The organism is Hymenobacter ginkgonis (genome assembly GCF_009755225.1).
Taxonomy (GTDB): domain Bacteria; phylum Bacteroidota; class Bacteroidia; order Cytophagales; family Hymenobacteraceae; genus Hymenobacter; species Hymenobacter ginkgonis.
Window position 1 is genome coordinate 605,517 of the sequence record NZ_WQKZ01000004.1, and the last position, 21,136, is coordinate 626,652.

Here is a 21,136-nt window from a genome sequence, read left to right on the forward strand (position 1 = left end):
AGGCTGCCTACATTTTGGTTTTCATCTTGTCGTCGGCCATCTTCTCTTTCTGCATTTTGCCGTTCATCTTGTCTTTGTGCATCTTGCCACTTTTCATCTTGCCGTCCTTCATTTTACCATCCATCATCTTGCCATCTTGGGCGGGCATGGTGCCGGTAGCGGGGGCCGTTTGGGCGTGGGCAGTGAGGAAAAGACCTGACAGGGCGAGGCCAGCAACGAGTTTGAGGGTATTTTTCATGGGAGCACACTAAAGAATGGGTGGAGGAGAAAGATTTCGGCTGAAAGATGAGCTTTTATTTTGAGATGCCACGTGAAGCATCCATGAATACCCAAATTATGCACTTCACCTTTTTGAACACCTACGCTACTCGCCTTTCCATAAGTGTTTTAGCGATTATTATCACCGCCTGTGGCGGCAGCAAATCGGCCTTCACGCAGTCGGGCGACGGCTCCTATTATGCCGATAAGTTTGCCGGGCGGGCCACAGCCAGTGGCGTGCCCTACCGCCCCGGCAAGCTTACGGCGGCGCACAATACCCTGCCCTTTGGCACGCGCATTCGGGTTACCAATGTGCGCACCGGCCGCTCGGTAAAGGTGGTCGTTAATGACCGGGGCCCGCACGCCAAAGGCCGCATTGTAGATGTATCGAAGCGTGCCGCCGGCAAGCTGGGCCTCCTCGATGCGGGCGTAGCACCCGTCAAGCTAAAAGTAATTCGGGCCGCTCCCGCTAAGCGCTAATTCTCTACCCCACTAAAAAGGGCAAAGGCCGCACACGACCTTTGCCCTTTCATTTCGCTCAGCTCCTCGCATGAACATTCGCAAGCAACTCATTTGGCCGGTACCGGCCGGCGGCAGCCGGTTTACTGCGCTCGACAGCTTTATTAAAGCCGCCGAAGCGCAAGATTGGACCGAAGCCGAAGTGCAGTATATTATTGACCAAGTAGTGGAAGCCCGCGACGATGCCGACGCCCTGGCCATTATGGCCAGCTACACTCGGCGCTAGGCCGCACTATTTTTTAGCTTTTTCCTTCTGCTTGGCCTTTTCTTTATCGGCTTTCTCTTTGGCCTTTTCAGCTTTTTCGCGGGCTTTCTCCATCTCTTTGCGCTTGCCAGGGTGCTTGAGGTCGTAATCTACGAGTTTGCGTACGCTGTCGGCCTCCACCATTTCGCGGCGGGTAGTGAGGCGGCCAGTGAGCGAAACCATATCGCCTTCGGCTAGCTGCACCGTGCCCCCGTTGTTAGGGCTGGTTACCTGGCCGTTGGCCGTAATAACGGTGCCATTAACCAGCGTCTTGTCCTGGGTGAGGGGGGTAGAGAGGCCCTGCTCGGTTAGCAAGATTTTGCCGTCCTTCATCATCACGCCGTCCTTCAGCATCACGCCACTGGTTTTGGGCCGGGGGCGGGGAGTAGCGCCGGTGCGGCGCGGCGCCACAGGCCGCGACTGCGCCTGGCTTTCGGTAGCTAGCAACAGGGCGCTACCCAGGAGAAGCGCATGCACAAATATTTTCATTATAAAAGGAAATTTAGTGTGGGATAAATTCAGTAGAAAGTAATAGAAATACTAAAAAACCATGCCAGCTCATTTCAGCACCAAACTTACGAGCCGTTGCTGTACTTGTCCTATGATGAGTAAGTAGTATTTATTCGGGTTAAACACAGTTCGTTATAACTCGCAAATCTACGCATTTCTTCTAAATTATTGGCCTCAACGCGCAAGCCTTAAACCACGTTCAATAGGCATTTCATTTTCCTAAATGTAGCCATGAGCACTCCCCACCCTACCCCGGATATCTACGAAAGCTTCCGCCACGACGTCAATATGACGGCCAGCGAATTAGAAAAATGGCTCAAAACCGAGGAGTCGAAGTCGGTGGGCCAGGCCAGTGGCAACGGCGACAGCATTGGCCACCATTCGGGTGAACACATTGTGCGCATCTTACACAAAAAGAAAGCGGACCTCACGCCCGACGACGAAGCCCACATGCACAAAGTGCACTCATACGTGAGCCGCCACCTGGCCCAAGGCCCGCACAACGATGTGGAGCACTCGCGCTGGCGCTACTCGCTTATGAACTGGGGCCACGACCCGCTGAAAAAATAAGGTGCCGCCGAAGATAGCTAGCAGGTCGGCCGGCTATCTTCGGCGGCGCTTCGGGCTGCCAACAACCGCTTTCACTTCAAGACCAATGGATTACAAGGATTATTACAAGGTACTGGGCGTCGAAAAAACGGCTACGACTGATGAAATAAAGAAGGCATACCGCAAGCTGGCCCGCCAATACCACCCGGATGTAAACCCCAACGACGCCGCGGCCGAGCAGCGATTTAAGGAAGCTAACGAGGCCAACGAAGTGCTTTCGGACCCCGAGAAGCGACAGAAATACGACCAATTGGGCGCCGACTACCAACGCTACCAGCAGGCCGGTGGCGGGCGCGGCGGCCAGGCGGGCGGCTTCGATTGGAGCCAGTACGGCCAGGGTGGCGGCTTCGGGGGGGGTAGCCCCTTTGGTGGCGAAGGCGAAGATTTTTCCGATTTCTTCAGCTCCATCTTTGGCGGGGCCGCGCCGGGTGGGCGCAGCACCCGCCCCGGCGCAGGCTCCGACTACCAAGCCGAACTGGAGCTAACGCTGGAGGAGGCGTACCACGGGGGGCCGCGTACCATCACGGTACAAGGCAAAAATTTGCGCCTCACGATTCAGCCGGGGGTAGCCGATGGCCAAACCATCCGGCTGCGCAACCAGGGCGGCCCCGGCCGCAATGGTGGGCCCAATGGCTCGCTGCTCATCACGTTCCGCATTTTGCCCGATGCTCACTATGCCCGTACCGGCGACGACATCACGCAGGATGTGCCGGTGCCGCTGTACCGGGCCCTGCTCGGCGGCGAGCAAACTGTGGAAACGCTGGGCGGACCAATTAAAATCAAGCTCAAGCCCGAAACGGCCAACGGCAGCCGCGTGCGCCTGCGCGGCAAAGGCTTCCCGGTGTACCGGGGAGAAGGCAAATTTGGCGACCTCTACCTGCGCCTAAATGTGCAGCTCCCTACCCACCTCACCGAAGCCGAGCGCGACCTAATAAAGCAATTGGCCCAACTGCGCGACGAAAATTAAATGAATACTAGTACCTAATAGCTAACCTTTTATATCCTGACCCCTGCTAACCTATCAGTATTATGGAAACTCAGGTCTTAGTGCTCACTTTTCAGGAATGTGCTATCCGCTACGGGCTGGGCCGCACCGAGCTGCGCCAGTTTGTGGAACTGGGTTTGCTGCGCTCAGCGCCCGCGCCCGATACCATTGAGGTTGAAGAGCCCGATGAGGTGCTGCCCCGCCTGGCGCGTCTGCATCACGGCTTAGGCCTGGCTCCCGAGGCCATCGACTTGGTGCTGCTCATGCGCCAGCGCCTGCTCAGCCTGCAAGCCTCCCTAGCCCGCGAAACGGCCCGCGCCCGGCAGCTCGAAGATTTTTTGCACGGTACCGGGCCGTTGGTCAATGGTTGATGAACAAGCGTTTCGCATTGCTCATCAACTTCTACTCAATGGCCAACGGCTAGCGCGAGCAGCAGGCCGCCCAGCGTGGCACCCAGCTTGGGCCAGTTGAGACGATGCTCAGGGCTGGTTTCGAACAGGATAGTAGTGGACACGTGTAGAAAGTTGCCAGCCACAAAGCCCAATAAGGCAGCGTAGATACCGCTGCCCAGCAGTTGCTTCAGCACTACGTAGTTGCTGAAAACCAGCCCCGCCGGTGAAGCCAGCGCAAATACCAGCAGCCAAGGCCATACCTGTTTAAACGAGCCCAGCCGCAGCCGTAGCAACGTGGCTAGCGCTACCGCCGCTGGCATATGGTGCAGCGCTACCCCCAGCACTAGCGCGTAGAAGTGCTGGCCTACCTCGCCCGAGCCAGTACCCCGCACCAAAATGCTGCCTTCTAGCAACGAGTGCAGCACGAGCGCAAATACCAGCAGTAGCGGCACTCGCCCCCTACCCCCACCCTTCGCCTCAGGGTGGTCGTGTACATGCCCGTGCTCTATACCCTGCGAGAGCACTTCCAGTAGCAGTTGCCCAAAAAAACCAGCTAGCACCCAGTAGCCCACTTGCTGCGGCACGGTCGGCAGCAGCGTCAGGGCTTCGGGAAGCAGGTGTGTGATGGTGAGCGTGAATAGATAAGCCCCGCTAAAAGCCAGCAGCGGCTTGAGCCACTGTGTGGTGCGGGCTTCTGGCACAATACCCACTACGCCGCCCGCCCCTAAAACTGCCGCCACCAAAAGTAAAATTGCAACCCACATAGGATATGTAACATAAAAGCTTGCATCAATGTTGCAAATAATTTTGCAACATTGATGCAAGCTTTATCAATAGCTCTCACTCACGGCTTTAAGCCATGCAAGCGGCCGAGCTATTTGCGATTGGTATTCGTATTGTTGCCGGAAGTTGGGTCTTGGTGCATACCCGGTGATGCCACTGGAGCCGTGCCCGGTGTGCCCGGAGCCGACGTAGCGCCTCCTTGCTGCGTGGTAGCACCTTCGCCGGGCTTGGCGGCCGTGCCTTCTTGGGTATCGGCCGTTTGTACCGCGCCCGCGGTGGGGGCAGCCCGCTTGATGTTCATCGAAGAATTAGTGGGCTTGGTGATGGCGCCACCTTTTGCCTGGTTAGGAGCAGCATCGGTGCCTTGGTCAAAATTGTCGCTGGGCCGGGTGCCGGGAGCAATTTGGTCGAGCGAAACTTTTTGGTCGGGGCGCCAATCGGAGGGCTCACTGCTGCACGAGGCAAGCAGCACTACGGCAGCCGGAGCTAAGTAAGAAAGCAGCTTTTTCATACGGGTCGAAATCCTTGCGGAAAATAAAAGTTTTACAATTCAGAATGGTGCGCATGCACCTACTACAGCCACGGCGCTAAGCAGCGGGCGCATCAGTCAGGAGCCCTTTGCGGCGCAGCAAAGCCTCAAATAGCTTGCGGTCGTTGTCATTATTAAACAAACGCAGGGGCAAATGTAGAAACACCGGCACGTCGAACGTGCGCGCTAGCCACTGGCGCCACGCGGCCATATCGGCCGGCGGCACACCGGGTTTGAGGTACAGCAAGAACGCATCAGGGTCGCGGCGCACGCGGCCAATTTGGTCCCAGGGTAGGGCCATAGCTCGCTGCTCGGTCTGGCGCATCACGAGCTGGCGCTGGTCGGCCTCGTAGTTCATGCGCTCAAATAGCGGCTTGCTTTGCTCCATTTGCGTCACGCCCGTAATCTGGGCCGAGCGCAGCAGCACAAATAATACCGTGAGCACTACGCTCAGCGCTAGCCACCACCACGAGTGCCAAATAACGGCGGGCAGCAACCCAATGGCAAACGGAATTGTAACGTACCACCATTCCTTACGCCACACCTCGGCCATGGCCAAGCGGGTATACGTGTTGGTATCGAACTGGTATTTCTTGGTTTTGATGGAGCCGGGCGCCGCCTGCTGCACCTGCTGCTGGCGGTAGCCCCCGCCACCGCCGCGTTGGTTAGGTTGGTTCATTGTAATAAGGAATAGTCAATGGTTAATGATTAATTAAACTAGTCAGTTGAACGCCAAAAGAACATTAACTGCTGATAATTAATCCTTAATCATTAAATCAGTAGGCTTTTAAACTCAAATCGAGACTGCCGGCCGAGTGCGTAAGCGCCCCCACCGAAATAAAGTCGACGCCTGTAGCCGCCACTTCTGCAATGGTTTGCTCGGTGATGCCGCCGCTGGCTTCGAGGGGCACACGGCCAGCCACCAGCGCCACGGCCTCGCGCAACTGCGCGGGGGCCATGTTGTCGAGCATAATGCGAGCAAGGCCACCGGCATCCAGTGCTTGCTGCACCTCAGCCAGCGTGCGCGTTTCGACCTCAATGGGTAGTTGGCGGCCCGTACGCTGCAAATACTCTTTGGTGGCTTGCACAGCCGCCGCTATGCCACCCGCGTAGTCCACGTGGTTGTCCTTGAGCATAATCATGTCGAACAAGCCGTAGCGGTGGTTGGCGCCGCCCCCAATGAGCACCGCCCACTTCTCGCAAATGCGAAAATTGGGCGTCGTTTTGCGGGTGTCGAGCAACAGGGCTTTGGTGCCCGCCAACAGGCTAGTCAAATGCGCGGTGTGCGTGGCAATGCCGCTCATGCGCTGCATACAGTTGAGCACCAAGCGCTCGGCTGTAAGGATGCTACGCGCCGGGCCCTCGACGGTAAAAGCCACATCGCCGACCCGAATGCGGGCGCCATCTTCGAGCTGCACAGCTAGTTGCAGGGTAGGGTCTACTTCCTTAAAAATAAGCTGGGCCAAGGCCACGCCAGCCAGCACGCCCTCTCCTTTTACTAATAAGTGCGCCCGGTTGCGCGCATCGGCCGGAATAGCGGCCAGAGACGAATGGTCGCCATCGCCTACATCTTCGGCCAGGGCCGTGCGAATGAAGGTGCTAAGGGCTTCCGATGTAAGGTAGGGGGTAGGGGTGGCTGACACTCGGCAAAGGTACACCGGCCACAGGTAGCACAAAAAGCCCGGCAAGCTGGGGGCCTGCCGGGCTAAACCGGGTGGTCGCTTATTCCTTGGTAAAATCGATGGTATCTATTAGCGGCGTGCTGCGTTTGGGCTTCAGCTTGATGAATACTTGGTAGGTGCCGCTGCGCCCCACGTAGCGCCCCACGGCGTAAGGAATGCCGTCGTTGCTGGCGCCCTGGTGCACAATCTCGAAGCTATTGGGAGCGTTCTTAGCGAAGAAGTTGCGCATTACTAATTCAGTTTGCGTAGAGTTGTAACTCTGGTGGTCGCCATCGAAGCCTACTTCGACCGAAGGCGCCAGATACTGCGCCAACTCCCGCGAAGAGCCCCCCGCAATAGCCGAACGCACGGCCGTCAACTGGTCGCCGCCCTGTGCCTGCGCGCCCCACCCGACCAGCAAAAACCAACTAAAAAGTAGTACTTTAGTAAAAATAGATTTCATAAAAACAAGCACCCGCAAATAGGTGAATCGCCTGTGAATGGGGGTAAAGCCAAAACTATGCCAGCTGAGCTAGTTTCTGAGCCTTTTCTGAAGCCTTTCTGAAACCAGTGAGGCTTCGTACGTAGTGAGCCGGCTTTGGGGTACGCGGCGTACTTTTGTAGCATGAATAAGCAGGTTTTATTGGTCATTCTGGACGGTTGGGGAATTGCCCCTAATGTGAATGTTTCGGCGGTCGACAAAGCGCGTACCCCTTACTTCCACGAACTGCTCCAACGCTTTCCACATAGCAAACTCCAAGCTTCGGGCGAGGCGGTAGGCCTACCCGAAGGCCAGATGGGCAACTCGGAAGTCGGCCACATGAACATCGGGGCTGGCCGGGTAGTCGACCAAGAGCTAGTGCGCATCGCCAAAGCTATTCGGGAGCGTAAGCTTGGCCAAGTACCAGCCTTGAAGGAAGCATTGGAATACGCAAAGCTAAACAATAAACCCTTCCATCTAATTGGCCTGCTGTCGGATGGTGGCGTGCACTCGCACATCGACCACGTGAAAGCGCTTTGCACCATTACCCACGAGGCCGGCGTGCACAAAACCTTCATTCATGCCTTCACCGATGGGCGCGACACCGACCCCAAGAGCGGCGTGCATTTCGTGAATGAACTGGAGCAGTACAACGAGCGCACGGGAGCCAAAATCGCTTCTATCGTGGGGCGCTACTACGCCATGGACCGCGACCAGCGCTGGGAACGGGTGAAAATTGCTTACGACCTGCTGGTGAATGGGATAGGCACGCCGTCGCAAAACCTGATTCAAAGTATTCAGGAACAATACAAAGACGGCGTAACCGACGAGTTTTTGAAGCCCATTGTGAAGACGGCCGCCGATGGCCTGCCGCTGGCCACCATTCAGGAAGGCGATGTGGTGCTGTGCTTTAACTTCCGCACCGACCGCGGCCGCGAAATCACGGAGGCGCTTACGCAGCAGGACTTCAATGCCTACCAGATGCACCGCCTGAACCTGCGCTACCTCACGATGACGAACTACGATGCGACGTTTGTGGGTGTAACGCCGATTTTTGAGAAGGATAACCTTAATAATACGCTGGGCGAAACACTGGCTGCGTACAACAAAACGCAGATTCGCATGGCCGAAACAGAGAAGTATCCGCACGTAACCTTCTTTTTTTCGGGGGGTAGGGAAAAGGAATTTGTGGGCGAAACCCGCATCCTGCGGGCCTCGCCCAAGGTAGCAACCTACGACTTGCAACCCGAAATGAGCGCCTATGAACTGCGCGACGCTTTGGTGCCGGAGCTCCAAGCCAATTCGGCCGATTTTGTCGTAGTCAACTTTGCCAATCCTGACATGGTAGGCCATACGGGCGTGTTTGAAGCCGTAGTGAAAGCAGTAGAAACGACCGACGCTTGCGCGCACGATGTGGTGGAGGCCGCCCTGGCCGCTGGCTACGCCACCATCGTCATTGCTGACCACGGCAATGCGGAGTTCATGCGCAACGAGGACGGCTCGCCCAATACGGCGCACACGACCAACCTGGTACCCTGCATCTTAGCTGACCACAACTACCGCGGCACCCTAGCCGATGGCAAGCTAGGTGACATTGCGCCCACTGTGCTCGCGCTCATGGGCTTACCCCAGCCCAGCGAGATGACCGGCCAAAGCTTGCTGCGCCCCAGCGCCAGCTAGCCCAAGCAGGCTTGAACAAAACGGCGATTCTTTTCCTTTTCGCAGTATCCCGCCGGGCCAACATACCGGGCGGGATACGTTTTTAATATGGGTTGTAGCAGAAGTTTTTATGTACTGAGCAGCGCGCTGCTGGCGCTTAGCGGTTGCGGCGGTGGCACAGCTACCGACCCGGCTGCGGCGGGCGCGGCCCACCAAGCCGGGCCTTATTTCGACGTGCGGGGCTTGCTTGATGCTCAGGTGCGGCAGCTAGCTACCCGCCACCCAGCTGTTACCAAACACGTGAGCCTGCGCGGCGGCGCTACGGAAACCGTGCAGGTGCCGCAGGTAAAATGGACCGATGAGCTCCAGATTTTTTACCAAGCCGACATTAACAAAGCTGCCTTGCGCGGCGCCTATAAAGTAGACTCCTCGGCGCTGCCGGGGGGGGTAGTGCGCCGCACGTATCACCTGCTACCAGGCCACGACAATGCGCCCGTCGTGTTCATGACCGTAACGAGCGCCGCCCACCAGCCCCAGGAAGTACAGGCCACGCTGCGCCAGGATAATGCTTTGTTCTTTGGGCAAAAAAACCTGCATCTCTCGCTGCGCCAAGGCCAACTAAGTGCGTACAGCGTGGTAGGCGTGCAAAAACTGGTGCTATTCGACACGCTCCGCTACCAAACGGCAGCCCAAGTACAACTATGAGCTAGCGACGCTGCTACTCCCCTAGCAGCGTCGCTACCACCCAGCGGCGACCACCGTGGCGGCGATGCTCCCCCAGACACAGGCCCTGCCAAGTGCCCAGTAGCAGGCGGCCATCCGCGATGGGCACCGTCACGGAGTTGCCCAGCATGGCGGCCTTGAGGTGGGCCGTCATATCATCGGGGCCTTCTAGAGTATGCTGAAAATAAGCAGCGTTATCGGGCGCCAAGCGCCGGAAATACTCCTGAAAATCGCGCCGCACGGTGGGGTCAGCGTTCTCCGTAATAAACAGGCTAGCCGACGTATGCTGAATAAAAAAATGGGCCGTACCCACGCGCATGGTTTCCAGCTCGGGCAGCTGGGCCAGCAGCAAATCGGTGATGAGGTGAAAACCTTCAGCGACGGCGGGTAGGCGCAGGCGTTTTTGAACGTAGCGCATGGCTATTTGGTCGTTTGATACGCACCCAAGTCAGGCGCAGTTGGGTTGCGGAGCAGGTTCAGCAAGTCGCGGGGAACGAGGGGGGGTAGAGCCGTTTTGCTGGCCAGCGCCGGCGAGGTAGCGGCCAAATGGTAATCGTTGCGCGAGAGCGTATTGAGCCGCACAAACTTGGGGTCGCTGAATAAATTGTTATACGCTGGGTTTGCCAGGCCCGGCTTGGCGGCGGTGGTGGCCGTGGCTGCCATATCGGCAGGACCAGCGTACAGCTTGCTGCGCAGCAGCGAGTTGCGAATGCTAACTGTGGCTTTATAGTCGTCGTAGTTCTCAAAGAACACTTCATCCTCAATCGAGCCCCACACAATGGAGTTGCGTACATTGAGCGTGAGGCCCGTGGTATTCTTCACTTTGCTGTCCAGGGCCGACACGTTGGTAAAGGTCAGCGATGCCTTATCGCGCGCCGAGGCTGCCGGGTAGTTGGCTACCGTGCAGTAATTCAGCGAGTAATCGCCGCCGCCATAGCCCAGCACAGCATACTCGTAGCAATCGCTAAACAGCGTATTCTCGAGCGTAGCCTTGCCCGATAAACCTAGTACCCCCGCGCCGGGCAGGCCGGTACCACTCGCCGCACCAGCAAAACCCACATTGGCCCCCGAGATGTAGCGCAGCACCGAATTTTGAATGGTCACATCGGGCTGGGGCGTCTGGTTTTTAGGATTATACAACAGCACCCCAAACGTAGCATTCTGGATTTGAGCGTAGCGAATAACGCTACCCCGGCTGCTGGCGTCGAGCACAATACCGGTCCACTGGCCAGGCGCAGTGGCGTACTGCGCCTCCGCACTACGGTCGCCCACAAAGCGCACAATATTGGCGTTAGTGGCGCTGATGGTGTCGTTTTTAGAACCACTAGGTGCCACAAAATCGGCGGGGCTATTTACTAGTAGCGTGCCCTCCACGATGAGCGCGGCCCCGGCGTGGGCGTAGATGCGCGTGCCGGGCTTGATGCGCAACGTGCAGCCCGCCGGTACTACCACCGAATTATACAGCACGTGCGGCCGGTCGTTGGTCCACACCGCATTGCAGGGTAGGGCCTCGTTGTCATGCAGGTAAATATTCTGCCCAAACGAGCGCAGCAGCACATGTTGGTCCTGGCCGTTGGTACGGAAATTCAGATTTTCCTTCAGCACATAATCTTTAGCAGTCCCGTTTTGCCCATTATCCTTTAGCTGAGCCCGCACCAAGATGAGCAGGCTATCCTTCCCCCGGATGTAAAGGCCAGAAGCCGTTTGCTTTAAATCACCGTTGATAATCAACGTGTAGGGCGAGGTGGCCGGGTTATCGAGGCTGATAAGGTCTACGTTCACCGCCTTAGGGTTGCGGTTGTACACCCACAGCCGCTTCGTGACGGTGCGCAGCGTGGTAAAAACCGTGTCAAACTTCACCGTGTCGGTCGAAAACTCCAGTGCGCCTGAGGTTTGCAATTCTTCCTCGCGGGGCTTGCAGCCAGGTAGCGATACGCTAAGCACCGCGCTAACGAATAAAAGGAGGGGTAGGAGGTAGTTCTTAATCATGCAATTAGGCGCAACAACCGGGCTAAAACGGCAATAACTAGCCGCTAGTATTCATGAAAAAAGAGAACGTCATGCTGAGCCCCGCGAGGCATCTCCACCGCTTCGTTTGGTTACTACCCCCAACGACGCGAGCGAGATGCTTCGCGGAACTCAGCATGACGTTCGGTTTGTGTCTGCTTTAGGCCCTACCCCTCTACGATACGCCCACCTTCAGGCGCTCGGCGCTTTCGGCCAGGCGCAGCTGCTCCACAAAATCGTCGATGTTGCCATCCATTACGTTGGGCAGATTGTGCACCGTGTAGCCAATGCGGTGGTCGGTTACGCGGCCCTGCGGGTAGTTGTAAGTACGAATTTTATCGGAGCGGTCGCCGCTGCCAATCATGCCTTTGCGAATGGCACCTTCAGCTTCGTTTTTCTTAGCCAGCTCAATTTCAAAAATACGCGAACGCAGTACTTGCAGCGCTTTATCGAAGTTTTTGAGCTGCGATTTCTGGTCCTGGCACTGAGCTACGATGCCCGTGGGAAGGTGCGTGAGGCGCACGGCCGAGTACGTCGTGTTTACCGACTGCCCACCGGGGCCACTCGACATAAACAAGTCCTTGCGGATGTCGTTCATATCCAGCTCAATATCGAATTCCTCCGCTTCTGGCATTACCACAATCGAAGCTACCGAGGTATGAATGCGGCCCTGGGTTTCGGTGGCTGGCACGCGCTGCACGCGGTGCACGCCGCTCTCAAACTTGAGCTTGCCATACACGTCTTCGCCCTTCACAGCGAGCACAATTTCTTTGTAGCCGCCGGCGGTGCCGTCCATGGCGTCCACCAATTCCATTTTCCAGCCCTGCTTTTCAGCAAAGCGCAGGTACATGCGCTGCAAGTCGCCGGCAAAAAGCGAGGCTTCGTCGCCGCCCGCCCCGGCCCGAATTTCCATAATCACGTCCTTCGAGTCGTTCGGGTCTTTCGGAATCAACAAATCTTTGATAACCGTTTCGAGGCGCTCGGCTTCGGGCTGAAGCTCGTCGAGCTCGGCCTTCGCCATTTCGCGGAAGTCCTCGTCTTTTTCGGTCGAAATAACTTGGCGTGCGCCTTCTATATTGCTGAGCACTTGCTGGTAAGCGCGGTATTCGGTCACGATTTTACCTAGCTCTTTGAGTTCCTTATTCAAAGATTTGAAGCGCTTCATGTCGCTCATCACCTCGGGCTGCATCAGCTCGTGGTTCACGGTCTCGTAGCGCTCGCGGATGGCTTCTAATTTATCCAGCATTTTGTGGTCAGGGAAAATAGTCAGTAGTTTGCAAAGATACTGCTAGGTAACATCGTCCTGAACGGTCGGCGTTCCTTGCCAATTCTTTACGCTGGCTTAGTGCAGCACTTAGTGCGGCGCTGGGCCTCTATTGCGCGGTGGGCTGCGGCTGGCCGGGTGTTCGAGCTCATGCAAGTTTTGAAATTCGGAGGCACGTCGGTGGCTTCTGCCGAAAACATTGAGAAGGTAATCGCCATCGTGGGGCAGGCGCTGGCCCAAGGGCCGGTGGTGCTGGTAGTGTCGGCGCTAGGCGGCACCACCGATGCGCTTATTGGCGCGGGCCGCGCCGCGGCCGCCGGCGACGAAGCCTTCCGCATTACTCTGCGCCAGCTCGAAGCCCGCCACCTCACCGCCGCCGAAGCGCTGCTCCCTACCCCTGCGGCGCAAGCCGAGCTGCAACCGTGGCTCACGGCCCAGTTTACGGAATTGGCGTTGTTGGCCGACGGTATTTTTGCGCTGGGCGAGCTTTCGCCGCGCACCCTCGACCGGCTGATGAGCTACGGCGAGCTGCTGTCGTCGCGGCTGGTGGTGGCCGCATTTCAAGCGCGCGGCCTAGCAGCGGCCTGGGCCGATAGCCGGCAGCTGTTGCGCACCAACTCGCGCTTCGGCATGGCGCAGGTAGAGGAGGTAGTTACGGAGCAGCAAGTACGTGCTTTTCAGCTTGCTACCCCTTCTAATTTATGGGTAGCGCCGGGCTTTATCGCCGCCGACGCTGAGGGCCACACGACCACGCTGGGCCGCGGCGGCTCCGATTATACAGCCGCTATTTTAGCTGCCGCACTAGGGGCCGAAAAACTCGAAATCTGGACCGACGTGAGTGGGATGCTTACCGCCGACCCGCGCTTGGTGCGGGCAGCGCGGCCCATCGCGCACATTTCGTACGAGGAAGCGATGGAGCTTTCGCACTTCGGGGCCAAGGTGCTGTACGCGCCCACGGTGCAGCCCGTGCGGCAACGCGGCATCCCGATGTGGATTAAAAATACTTTTGCCCCCCAGGATTTTGGCACGCTGGTCGAAGTAGCCCCGCCCCCTACCCCCAACGTGGTGCGCGGCCTATCGAGCATCGGCAACCTGGCCCTGCTCAACCTCGAAGGCAGCGGCATGGTGGGCGTGCCGGGCTTTTCGGCGCGGCTGTTTGCGGCGCTAGCGCGGGCCCGCATCAACGTGGTGCTCATCACCCAAAGCTCGTCGGAGCACTCCATTTGCGTAGGGGTGAACGAGGCCGACGTACCCGCCGCGCAAGGGGTAGTAAATGAGGAGTTTGCCGGTGAGATTTCGGCCGGCCGCCTAGAGCCGCTGCGCCCCGAAACCGGCTTAGCCATTGTGGCGCTGGTTGGTGAAAACATGAAAAATCACCCTGGCATCAGTGGCCGCTTGTTTAGTGCGCTGGGGCACAATGGCGTCAATATCCGGGCTATTGCGCAGGGCGCGTCGGAGCGCAATATCTCGACCGTTATTCGGGCCAGCGATGTGCGCAAGGCCATTAACGTGCTGCATGAGGAGTTTTTCGAGGCCACTTCTAAGCAGGTAAACCTCTTCATCTTGGGGCCCGGCAACGTGGGCGGCAAGTTGCTGGCGCAGCTAGCGCAGCAGCAGGCGTATTTGCGCGAAAAGCTCAGCCTCGATTTGCGCGTGATGGCCATTGCCAACAGCCGCCACTCGCTGGTGAGCGAAGAAGGTGGCCTCGACCTGCGTACTTGGCCCGAAGATTTGAACGAGGCCCCCAAGCTGACGCTAGAAGAGTTTACGCAGCTCATTATCAGCAAGAACCTGCGCAATTCCATCTTTGTAGATGTAACGGCTAACCCCGCTGCCGCCGACCAGTATGCCCCGCTGCTGGCCAAAAGCGTGGCCATTGTAGCCTGCAACAAAGTAGCTGCTTCGGCCGCTTACGCCAGCTACCGCCACCTCAAGCAGTTGGCCCAGGATTTCAACACCAAGTATTTGTTTGAAACCAACGTGGGCGCGGCCCTACCCGTCATTGGTACGCTCGGCGACCTCACGCGCAGCGGCGACGTGGTGCGCCGGATGCAGGCCGTGCTGTCGGGTACGCTCAATTTTGTGTTTAACAATTACGACGGCTCGCGGCCCTTCGCCGAGGTGGTGCGCCAAGCCCAGGCCGAAGGCTACACCGAGCCCGACCCGCGCCTCGACCTCAACGGCTCGGATGTGGCGCGCAAAATCCTCATTCTGGCCCGCGAAGCTGGTCAGCAGCTGGAAATGAACGACGTAGCCAACGAAAGTTTCCTACCCCCTTCCTGTCTCGAAGGCGATGTGCCCGCTTTTTATGAGCAGCTGGCGGTGCACGAGCCGCACTTCCGGGCGCTTTACGAAGCAGCCGCTAGCGAGGGCAAGCGCCTCAAGTTTGTGGCCCAATATACCGATGGACAGGCGGCCGTCGGCTTGCAGCAAATTCCGCCCGGCCACGACCTCTACGACTTGCGCGGCAAAGACAATGTGGTGCTTTTTTACACCGACCGCTACACCGACCAGCCCCTAGTGGTGAAGGGCGCCGGCGCCGGCGCCGAGGTCACGGCCAGCGGTGTATTCGCCGATATCATTCGGGCCGCCAGGCTGTAAGGTGGGTTCTGCAAACCCGCGCGGGCGCCATGTTCTTGCCACGCCAGCCTCTTGTAGCGCCCATTTTGTATTTACTCGCGCACTCCCAGAGTCCGCGCCACCCCCAATGCCCCTTCCTTCCTCCGTCACCGTCCACGCGCCGGCCACCATTGCCAACGTGGGCTGCGGCTTCGACGTGCTAGGCCTAGCCCTCACGGCCCCCTACGACATCGTGCGCTTGCGCCGCACCGACCAACCGGGCCTCACCATCCGGCACCTCGACGACTACAACCTCCCCACCGACCCCTACCGCAATGTGGCCGGGGCGGCCCTGCTAGCCTTGCTGCGCGAAGTGCCCGAGCCCATTGGCTTCGAAGTTGAAATCACGAAGGGCATCCGGCCGGGCAGCGGCATTGGCAGTAGCGCGGCCAGTGCGGCAGGTGCCGTAGTGGCCGCTAACGCCCTGCTGGGCAGCCGCTTCACTAACCATCAGCTTGTCGACCTGGCCATGTATGGCGAAGCCGTGGCCTCGGGTGTGCGGCACGCCGACAACATCGCGCCCGCCATTTTTGGCGGCTTTACCTTGGTGCGTGCCGTGCTGCCTACGCTCGACGTAGTGCCCCTACCCCCGCCGCCGCTGTGGGTGGCCGTGGTGCACCCGCAGTTCGAGGTCAAGACCCAGGAGGCGCGTGCGGTGCTGCCGGCCGCCGTGCCCCTACCCCTGGCCGTGCGCCAGTGGGCCAATGTGGGCGGCTTGGTAGCCGGCTTTCTCACCCACGATAACGCTTTGATTAGCCGCGCGCTCGAAGATTATATTGTGGAGCCGGCGCGCGCTTCTCTCCTCCCCGGTTTGGGCGACGCCCGGCTGCGCGCGCTGGCAGCGGGTGCGCTAGGTGGTGGTATTTCGGGGTCGGGCCCATCTATTTTCATGCTCAACCAAGACGAGGCTACCGCTCATGCCGCGGCCGAAGCCATGGGCAGCGTGTACCAAAAAATGGGCATTGCTTTTCACCTGCACGTGGGGCCAATTGCGAGCGAAGGAGCCCGCGTAGTTTCGGCCGAATAACGCGCCTCTATCTTTTGCTATTATGCAGTATTACAGCCTCAACCGCCAATCGCCAACTGTAGATTTTCGGGCAGCTACCATTGCCGGGCAAGCGCCCGACGGCGGCCTGTACTTTCCCGAAACTATCCCGCAGTTTTCGGCAGAATTTCTGAAGGCCCTACCCCTGCTTTCACGGGCCGACATCGCCTATACCGTGATGCAGCCCTACGTGGGCGATACCATTCCGGAAGCTGAGTTGCGCCGCATCTGCGCCGAAACGGTGAATTTTGAGTTTCCCCTGGTGCCCGTAACCGAGCAGATTGGGGCGCTAGAGCTGTTTCACGGCCCTACTCTGGCATTTAAGGATGTGGGTGCGCGCTTTATGAGCCGTTGCTTGGGCTACTTTTCGCAGGGCGAAACCAAGGCCGTGACGGTGCTGGTAGCCACTTCGGGCGATACCGGCGGGGCCGTGGCACATGGTTTTTTGGGCGTGCCGGGCGTAGAAGTGGTCATCCTCTACCCCTCAGGCAAGGTGAGCCCTCTGCAAGAATTACAGCTTACTACGCTCGGCCAAAATATTACGGCCCTGGAAATTGCCGGTAATTTTGATGATTGCCAACGGTTGGTAAAACAGACTTTTCTGGATGAGGAGCTGACCCGCCAGCGCACACTCACCTCGGCCAACTCTATTAATGTGGCGCGGTGGCTGCCGCAGCAGTTGTATTACCTGTTTGCTATGCAGCAGTGGCAGCCGGGCGCACCGCCGGTGGTAGCAGTGCCAAGCGGCAATTTTGGCAACCTCTGCGCCGGCCTGCTTGCCCATGCCTCGGGGCTGCCAGTGGGCCATTTTATTGCTGCCTGCAACGCCAACGACGCGGGTGCCGACTACTTGCGCTCGGGTACTTTCACTCCTAAAGCCGCCATAGCTACCATCTCCAACGCCATGGATGTGGGCCACCCCAGCAATTTCATCCGCATTTTAGAGCTCTTTAAACACGAGCACGCTACTATCAGCCAGCTGCTGAGCGGCTACACCGTGAGCGACGCCGATACCAGTGCCACCATCCGGCGAATAGACGCCGAACGCGGCTATCTGCTTGACCCTCATGGGGCCGTGGCTTTTTTCGCGCTAGAAAACTATTTACAAGAATACCCCGCGGCCGCGGGTTTTCTGCTAGCCACTGCCCACCCAGTGAAATTCCCCGAAGTAGTCGAGCCACTTATTGGTCGCAAAATAGAGTTACCGGCCGCGCTGCATTATCTACTAGAGCAGCCCAAGCAGCGTGTGCCCCTACCCCCCCACTACGAGGCGTTGCGCAACTGGCTGCTGCCTCAGTAGCCGCTAGTATGCCGCCTGGCGCAACCTTCCAGCTGCGAAAGCAGTTGCCGCAGTATGCTTTTGTCGAAAGTCAATTTTACCTATGCCTGCCTGAGCTTGCTGGTGCTGGTGGGCTGCCGGCCCGACCAAGTGCACCACTTGCCGGGCACTAAGCAAATAGCCGAAGAAACTGCTAACTGGGAAGTTAAACGCATTATGCCCAACGACTTGCTGCAAGCCACGCGTTGGGCCGGCGATTCTCTCACTGCCTATGCTGATACGCTGCTACGCCGCACGCTAGCACGCGAACTGGCTAAGGGGGGGGTAGGGCACGCCGCCGCTTTCTGCCGGCCTCAAGCTTACCCAGCCGTCGACTCGATGGCCCGCAAGTGGCACGCCAATCCGCGCCGCGCAGAGTGGCAGCCAGCGCCAGCCAGCGCTACGCCAGCAGCTGTTGCCGCGGCTGGGCTGCGCCCCGATACGATGCGCCTTATCGGGCGCCCAGCCGTTGACACTTTTTATTATCAGCGGCCTATCACCTTGAATAACAACGTGTGTCTGCGCTGCCACGGCCAGCCCGGGCACGACCTCACCGCCGCCGAAGCCAAGCTGCTCCAGCAGCAATATCCCGGGCTGCGGTCGGTGGGCCGGCAGGCGGGCCAGGTACTGGGTGCGTGGCAATTAACATTGGAGCGCAGCGGAGTAGCGGAGTTTTACACGATGAAAACGCGCAAAAAGTGGAAAGAGCACAAGATGCCAAAGCTATTTTAAGTCCTTATAGTATGAGTGAAGCACACCCCATCATTATCATCGGCGCGGGCATGGCCGGGCTGGCTTGTGCCAACTGGCTGCACCGCGCCGGTCGGCCAGTGCTCGTACTCGAAGCGGCTGATGCAGTAGGTGGCCGTGTCCGCACCGATGTAACGCCCGACGGGTTTCGGCTCGACCGGGGCTTTCAGATTCTATTGACTGACTATCCCGAAGCGCGGCGGATGTTCGACTACGGTGCCCTGAACCTCAAGACCTTCCGCTCAGGAGCCGTTATCCGCCTAGCTGATGGGCGCGAAACCACGCTCGAGAACCCGCTAAAAGCGCCGCTAACGGCATTTACCGCGTTGGCTTCTCCCATTGGCACGCTCAAAGACAAGCTGCTTATTGCGAAGCTGGTGGCTGAAATTCAAAGCCAATCAGCAACGCAACTCCTGGCTCAACCCGCAGTTTCAACCCTGAATTTCTTGCGGCGGTATGGCTGGAGCGAACAGATTATCAATAATTTCTTCCGGCCCTTCTTCGGAGGAGTATACCTAGACCGGGAGCTGAGTACCGCTAGCAATTTCTTTGAGTTCGTATTTCAACAGTTTGTGCGTGGCGAAGCGGCTGTGCCAGCCCTAGGTATACAGCAGTTGCCCGAGCAACTGGCTTCGCGCCTACCCCCTGGTACCATCCGCTTGCACACTCCGGTGGCAGCTATACTGGAGGGCGGCCGAGCCGTACGCCTAGCAACGGGCGAAATTTTATCGGCCGCTACTACAGTAATAGCTACCGACGGCCCCGCTGCAACACATTTGCTAGGTACCGACCTCCCCCTGGTCGCTACGCCGGAGGCCCGCACCACTACCTGCACCTATTTTGCTACCGACGGCCCAGCGCCCAGCCACGGCCCGCGGCTACTGCACCTCAATGCTTCATCTAACGCACGGGTACACAACGTTGCTTTCCCAAGCGAGGTGAGTACAGCCCTCGCTCCGGCGGGGCACGGGCTAGTTTCTGTGAGCACGCATGGCAAAACGGGCTTAACCGATGCAGCCCTCACCGACCACCTGCGGCCCGAGTTGGTAGCTTGGTTTGGTCCCACCGCTGCCACGTGGCGGCACCTGCGCACCTATACTATCAATGAGGCCCTGCCAGTATATGCGCCTGGTCAGCCCGTTCAGCAAGACCTAAAACTCACAGACACTTTATTCCAATGTGGCGATTGGGTGTCCTACCCCTCCTTAAATGCTGCACTCGGCACGGGTCGGCAAGTAGCAGAAGCTATTCTAGCTAGCTAATACTGTTTGGGCTGGCAAGCCAGTCATGTTCCAGCCCCCCCCGGCAGCTACTGTCAGGTAAGCCCTATCGCCAGGCTCCAATGTACACGTAAGGGCTCTCACTCGGACTGTATTTTCGAGCAACCGAATCTCTAGTTCGTAGTAACTCCCGAAGAATCGTATCGCCAGTACTGTCCCCCCTACCCCTGCCTTATCATCTGAGCTAACTAGGAATTGCTCAGGTCGTACTAATAAAGAGTCATTGTCATGCTGTTGGGAACCCCTAGGAGTTGGTGCCAATACCTGGCGGTCGGCCCCACGCACTAGGTTGTAATCGCCAAATAGCGCAGCAGTGTATTCATCAACTGGCTGCCGGTAAACTACCTCGGGAGATGCTTGCTGCACTATCCGGCCGCGGTGCAACACCATAATCTCATCCGCCCACGAAAGCGTGTCGGTTGCGTCATGCGATACTAATAAACACGTAATACCCAGGCGCTGACCAAGTTCCTCAATAATGTGTTGCAATATCTGTTTGTGCACCCGGTCAAGGTTAGAGAATGGCTCATCCAAAAGCAATAAACCTGGCGCCCCCAGTAATAACCTAGCCAAGGCTACCCGCTGCTGTTCTCCACCCGATAATTGGTCAGTTCGGCGTCCCAGCAGATGGTCAATGCGGCATAACTCATACAGTGAGCGTGACTCGGCAACCGGCCGCTTGCTAGCGTAGTGCAAAACCTGCTCTACCCGCAAAAATTTTGGCAATTCCGATTTCTGCGACAAATAGGCTACCCCTGGGTGCCCAGGCACCAACGCCACAGCTGGCCCTCGTACTCGGCTTCCCGCAATGCGCACTTCACCAGTGCTAGGCTGCACTAAACCCGCAATTATTTGTAAAAGTGTACTCTTACCCGCTCCACTTTCCCCAGTCAATGCTAGCCGCTGGCCCTTCAACTGATTAAAACTCAATGGGTATAATACAGTAATACCTCGCTCCTCAAAACTAATAGTAGATACTTCGACTAACTTCATTAGAAGGATATAAATGATACTACTGTCTGCTTGATATTATTCACTGAGCGAAAACGAATACCCTATACCCTGTGTAAGTAGGCCTATTAATAATACACCCTGTCACTAGGCTCCTAGAACAACATTTACAGCTCACATTTCTAACCTTAACTCGAACTAGGTTGATGCTGTTTTCTTAGCTTGGATAGACATAGAATACTGGCCCACGGCTCAACTGATAGTCTGCGCAGAATCGCAAGCAAAATTTTATGCCCGATTTTCAACTACTTATCATAACTCTTCGCAAAATTTACTCGTATATACTTGCCCGTTAAAAATGTCTCCCTACTTTTGCACTCCCAAACGGCAATAGGCCAATCGGAAAAGCTTGAGTGAGGAAATCTTCTTAAAAAGAATTTCTTGCTCACCGAACTACCAAAGCTACTTATTTGTATAGCTAGCCAGGTCGCTCAGAAAAGCTATTAAAGAAAACTTCTGCTCAGGTTTTGAAACTCAAAAAGTTTTAAC

General features: G+C 57.5%; 23 protein-coding genes. 12 read left to right on the forward strand and 11 right to left on the reverse strand.

The window, feature by feature from the left end; all coding sequences use genetic code 11:
* Positions 1-7: 7 nt before the first annotated feature.
* Complete coding sequence (locus tag GO988_RS18585) at positions 8-238, reverse strand: hypothetical protein (RefSeq protein ID WP_157568301.1); 231 nt, start codon at positions 236-238, stop codon at positions 8-10.
* Between the two features lie 83 nt (positions 239-321).
* Between GO988_RS18585 and GO988_RS18590 the strand changes: the two genes are divergently transcribed.
* On the forward strand, positions 322-738 hold the full coding sequence (locus GO988_RS18590) for a septal ring lytic transglycosylase RlpA family protein (RefSeq protein ID WP_232341579.1): 417 nt from the start codon (positions 322-324) through the stop codon (positions 736-738).
* Between the two features lie 70 nt (positions 739-808).
* The gene (locus tag GO988_RS18595) at positions 809-1,003 is read left to right on the forward strand and encodes a hypothetical protein (protein WP_157568303.1); all 195 of its coding nucleotides are present in this window, start codon (positions 809-811) and stop codon (positions 1,001-1,003) included.
* Between the two features lie 6 nt (positions 1,004-1,009).
* On the opposite strand, the gene GO988_RS18600 is transcribed toward GO988_RS18595, so the two are convergent.
* Positions 1,010-1,510: a DUF6799 domain-containing protein gene (locus GO988_RS18600; protein ID WP_157568305.1), complete on the reverse strand. Its 501-nt coding sequence runs from the start codon at positions 1,508-1,510 to the stop codon at positions 1,010-1,012.
* A gap of 252 nt (positions 1,511-1,762) precedes the next feature.
* Here GO988_RS18600 and GO988_RS18605 point away from each other — a divergent pair, with 252 nt between their 5' ends.
* The 3 genes from GO988_RS18605 to GO988_RS18615 all read left to right on the forward strand — a co-directional run bounded on the left by GO988_RS18605 (position 1,763) and on the right by GO988_RS18615 (position 3,496).
* Positions 1,763-2,101 carry a DUF3140 domain-containing protein gene (locus GO988_RS18605; protein WP_157568308.1) on the forward strand — a complete coding sequence of 113 codons (339 nt, stop codon included), beginning with the start codon at positions 1,763-1,765 and terminating at the stop codon, positions 2,099-2,101.
* 85 nt (positions 2,102-2,186) lie between these two features.
* Positions 2,187-3,107 (forward strand): DnaJ C-terminal domain-containing protein, encoded by a 921-nt coding sequence (locus GO988_RS18610; RefSeq protein ID WP_157568310.1) that lies wholly within the window; start codon positions 2,187-2,189, stop codon positions 3,105-3,107.
* Positions 3,108-3,169: 62 nt separating this feature from the next.
* A complete protein-coding gene (locus tag GO988_RS18615) occupies positions 3,170-3,496 on the forward strand; it encodes a hypothetical protein (protein WP_157568313.1) in 327 nt (108 codons plus the stop codon).
* Positions 3,497-3,531: 35 nt separating this feature from the next.
* Here GO988_RS18615 and GO988_RS18620 read toward each other — a convergent pair whose 3' ends face one another.
* From GO988_RS18620 to GO988_RS18640, 5 genes are all read right to left on the reverse strand, one after another.
* Entirely contained in the window at positions 3,532-4,281 is a 750-nt protein-coding gene (locus GO988_RS18620; RefSeq protein ID WP_157568316.1) for a ZIP family metal transporter, read from the reverse strand.
* Between the two features lie 110 nt (positions 4,282-4,391).
* The gene (locus tag GO988_RS18625) at positions 4,392-4,811 is read right to left on the reverse strand and encodes a hypothetical protein (protein WP_157568318.1); all 420 of its coding nucleotides are present in this window, start codon (positions 4,809-4,811) and stop codon (positions 4,392-4,394) included.
* 76 nt (positions 4,812-4,887) lie between these two features.
* Complete coding sequence (locus GO988_RS18630) at positions 4,888-5,508, reverse strand: YcxB family protein (RefSeq protein ID WP_157568321.1); 621 nt, start codon at positions 5,506-5,508, stop codon at positions 4,888-4,890.
* 97 nt (positions 5,509-5,605) lie between these two features.
* Positions 5,606-6,472, reverse strand: coding sequence for a carboxylating nicotinate-nucleotide diphosphorylase (gene nadC / locus GO988_RS18635; RefSeq protein ID WP_317164921.1), 867 nt, complete (start codon positions 6,470-6,472; stop codon positions 5,606-5,608).
* Positions 6,473-6,551: 79 nt separating this feature from the next.
* Positions 6,552-6,953 (reverse strand): DUF4783 domain-containing protein, encoded by a 402-nt coding sequence (locus GO988_RS18640; RefSeq protein WP_157568323.1) that lies wholly within the window; start codon positions 6,951-6,953, stop codon positions 6,552-6,554.
* A 162-nt stretch (positions 6,954-7,115) separates the two neighbouring features.
* On the opposite strand from GO988_RS18640, the gene gpmI reads away from it, so the two are divergent.
* Both gpmI and GO988_RS18650 read left to right on the forward strand, forming a co-directional pair.
* Positions 7,116-8,651 carry a 2,3-bisphosphoglycerate-independent phosphoglycerate mutase gene (gene gpmI / locus GO988_RS18645; RefSeq protein ID WP_157568325.1) on the forward strand — a complete coding sequence of 512 codons (1,536 nt, stop codon included), beginning with the start codon at positions 7,116-7,118 and terminating at the stop codon, positions 8,649-8,651.
* Between the two features lie 87 nt (positions 8,652-8,738).
* Positions 8,739-9,335 (forward strand): hypothetical protein, encoded by a 597-nt coding sequence (locus GO988_RS18650; RefSeq protein WP_157568327.1) that lies wholly within the window; start codon positions 8,739-8,741, stop codon positions 9,333-9,335.
* Between the two features lie 13 nt (positions 9,336-9,348).
* Here the strand turns inward: GO988_RS18650 and GO988_RS18655 are convergent, their stop codons facing one another.
* From GO988_RS18655 to prfA, 3 genes are all read right to left on the reverse strand, one after another.
* Positions 9,349-9,771 carry a secondary thiamine-phosphate synthase enzyme YjbQ gene (locus GO988_RS18655; protein ID WP_157568329.1) on the reverse strand — a complete coding sequence of 141 codons (423 nt, stop codon included), beginning with the start codon at positions 9,769-9,771 and terminating at the stop codon, positions 9,349-9,351.
* 2 nt (positions 9,772-9,773) lie between these two features.
* Positions 9,774-11,342 (reverse strand): hypothetical protein, encoded by a 1,569-nt coding sequence (locus GO988_RS18660; protein WP_157568331.1) that lies wholly within the window; start codon positions 11,340-11,342, stop codon positions 9,774-9,776.
* Between the two features lie 193 nt (positions 11,343-11,535).
* Positions 11,536-12,606, reverse strand: a complete 1,071-nt coding sequence (prfA, locus tag GO988_RS18665; RefSeq protein WP_157568333.1) for a peptide chain release factor 1 — start codon at positions 12,604-12,606, stop codon at positions 11,536-11,538.
* Between the two features lie 168 nt (positions 12,607-12,774).
* Between prfA and thrA the strand changes: the two genes are divergently transcribed.
* The 5 genes from thrA (at position 12,775) to GO988_RS18690 (ending at position 19,618) form a co-directional block, all read left to right on the forward strand.
* Complete coding sequence (gene thrA, locus GO988_RS18670; RefSeq protein ID WP_157568335.1) at positions 12,775-15,225, forward strand: bifunctional aspartate kinase/homoserine dehydrogenase I; 2,451 nt, start codon at positions 12,775-12,777, stop codon at positions 15,223-15,225.
* A gap of 106 nt (positions 15,226-15,331) precedes the next feature.
* The gene (locus GO988_RS18675; RefSeq protein WP_157568337.1) at positions 15,332-16,270 is read left to right on the forward strand and encodes a homoserine kinase; all 939 of its coding nucleotides are present in this window, start codon (positions 15,332-15,334) and stop codon (positions 16,268-16,270) included.
* 22 nt (positions 16,271-16,292) lie between these two features.
* A complete protein-coding gene (thrC, locus tag GO988_RS18680) occupies positions 16,293-17,588 on the forward strand; it encodes a threonine synthase (protein ID WP_157568339.1) in 1,296 nt (431 codons plus the stop codon).
* Positions 17,589-17,642: 54 nt separating this feature from the next.
* Positions 17,643-18,338 (forward strand): c-type heme family protein, encoded by a 696-nt coding sequence (locus tag GO988_RS18685; protein WP_157568341.1) that lies wholly within the window; start codon positions 17,643-17,645, stop codon positions 18,336-18,338.
* An 11-nt stretch (positions 18,339-18,349) separates the two neighbouring features.
* On the forward strand, positions 18,350-19,618 hold the full coding sequence (locus GO988_RS18690) for a protoporphyrinogen/coproporphyrinogen oxidase (protein WP_157568343.1): 1,269 nt from the start codon (positions 18,350-18,352) through the stop codon (positions 19,616-19,618).
* Here GO988_RS18690 and GO988_RS24795 read toward each other — a convergent pair.
* Positions 19,607-20,629: an ABC transporter ATP-binding protein gene (locus GO988_RS24795; RefSeq protein WP_157568345.1), complete on the reverse strand. Its 1,023-nt coding sequence runs from the start codon at positions 20,627-20,629 to the stop codon at positions 19,607-19,609. The genes GO988_RS18690 and GO988_RS24795 overlap by 12 nt on opposite strands.
* Positions 20,630-21,136: the final 507 nt, after the last annotated feature.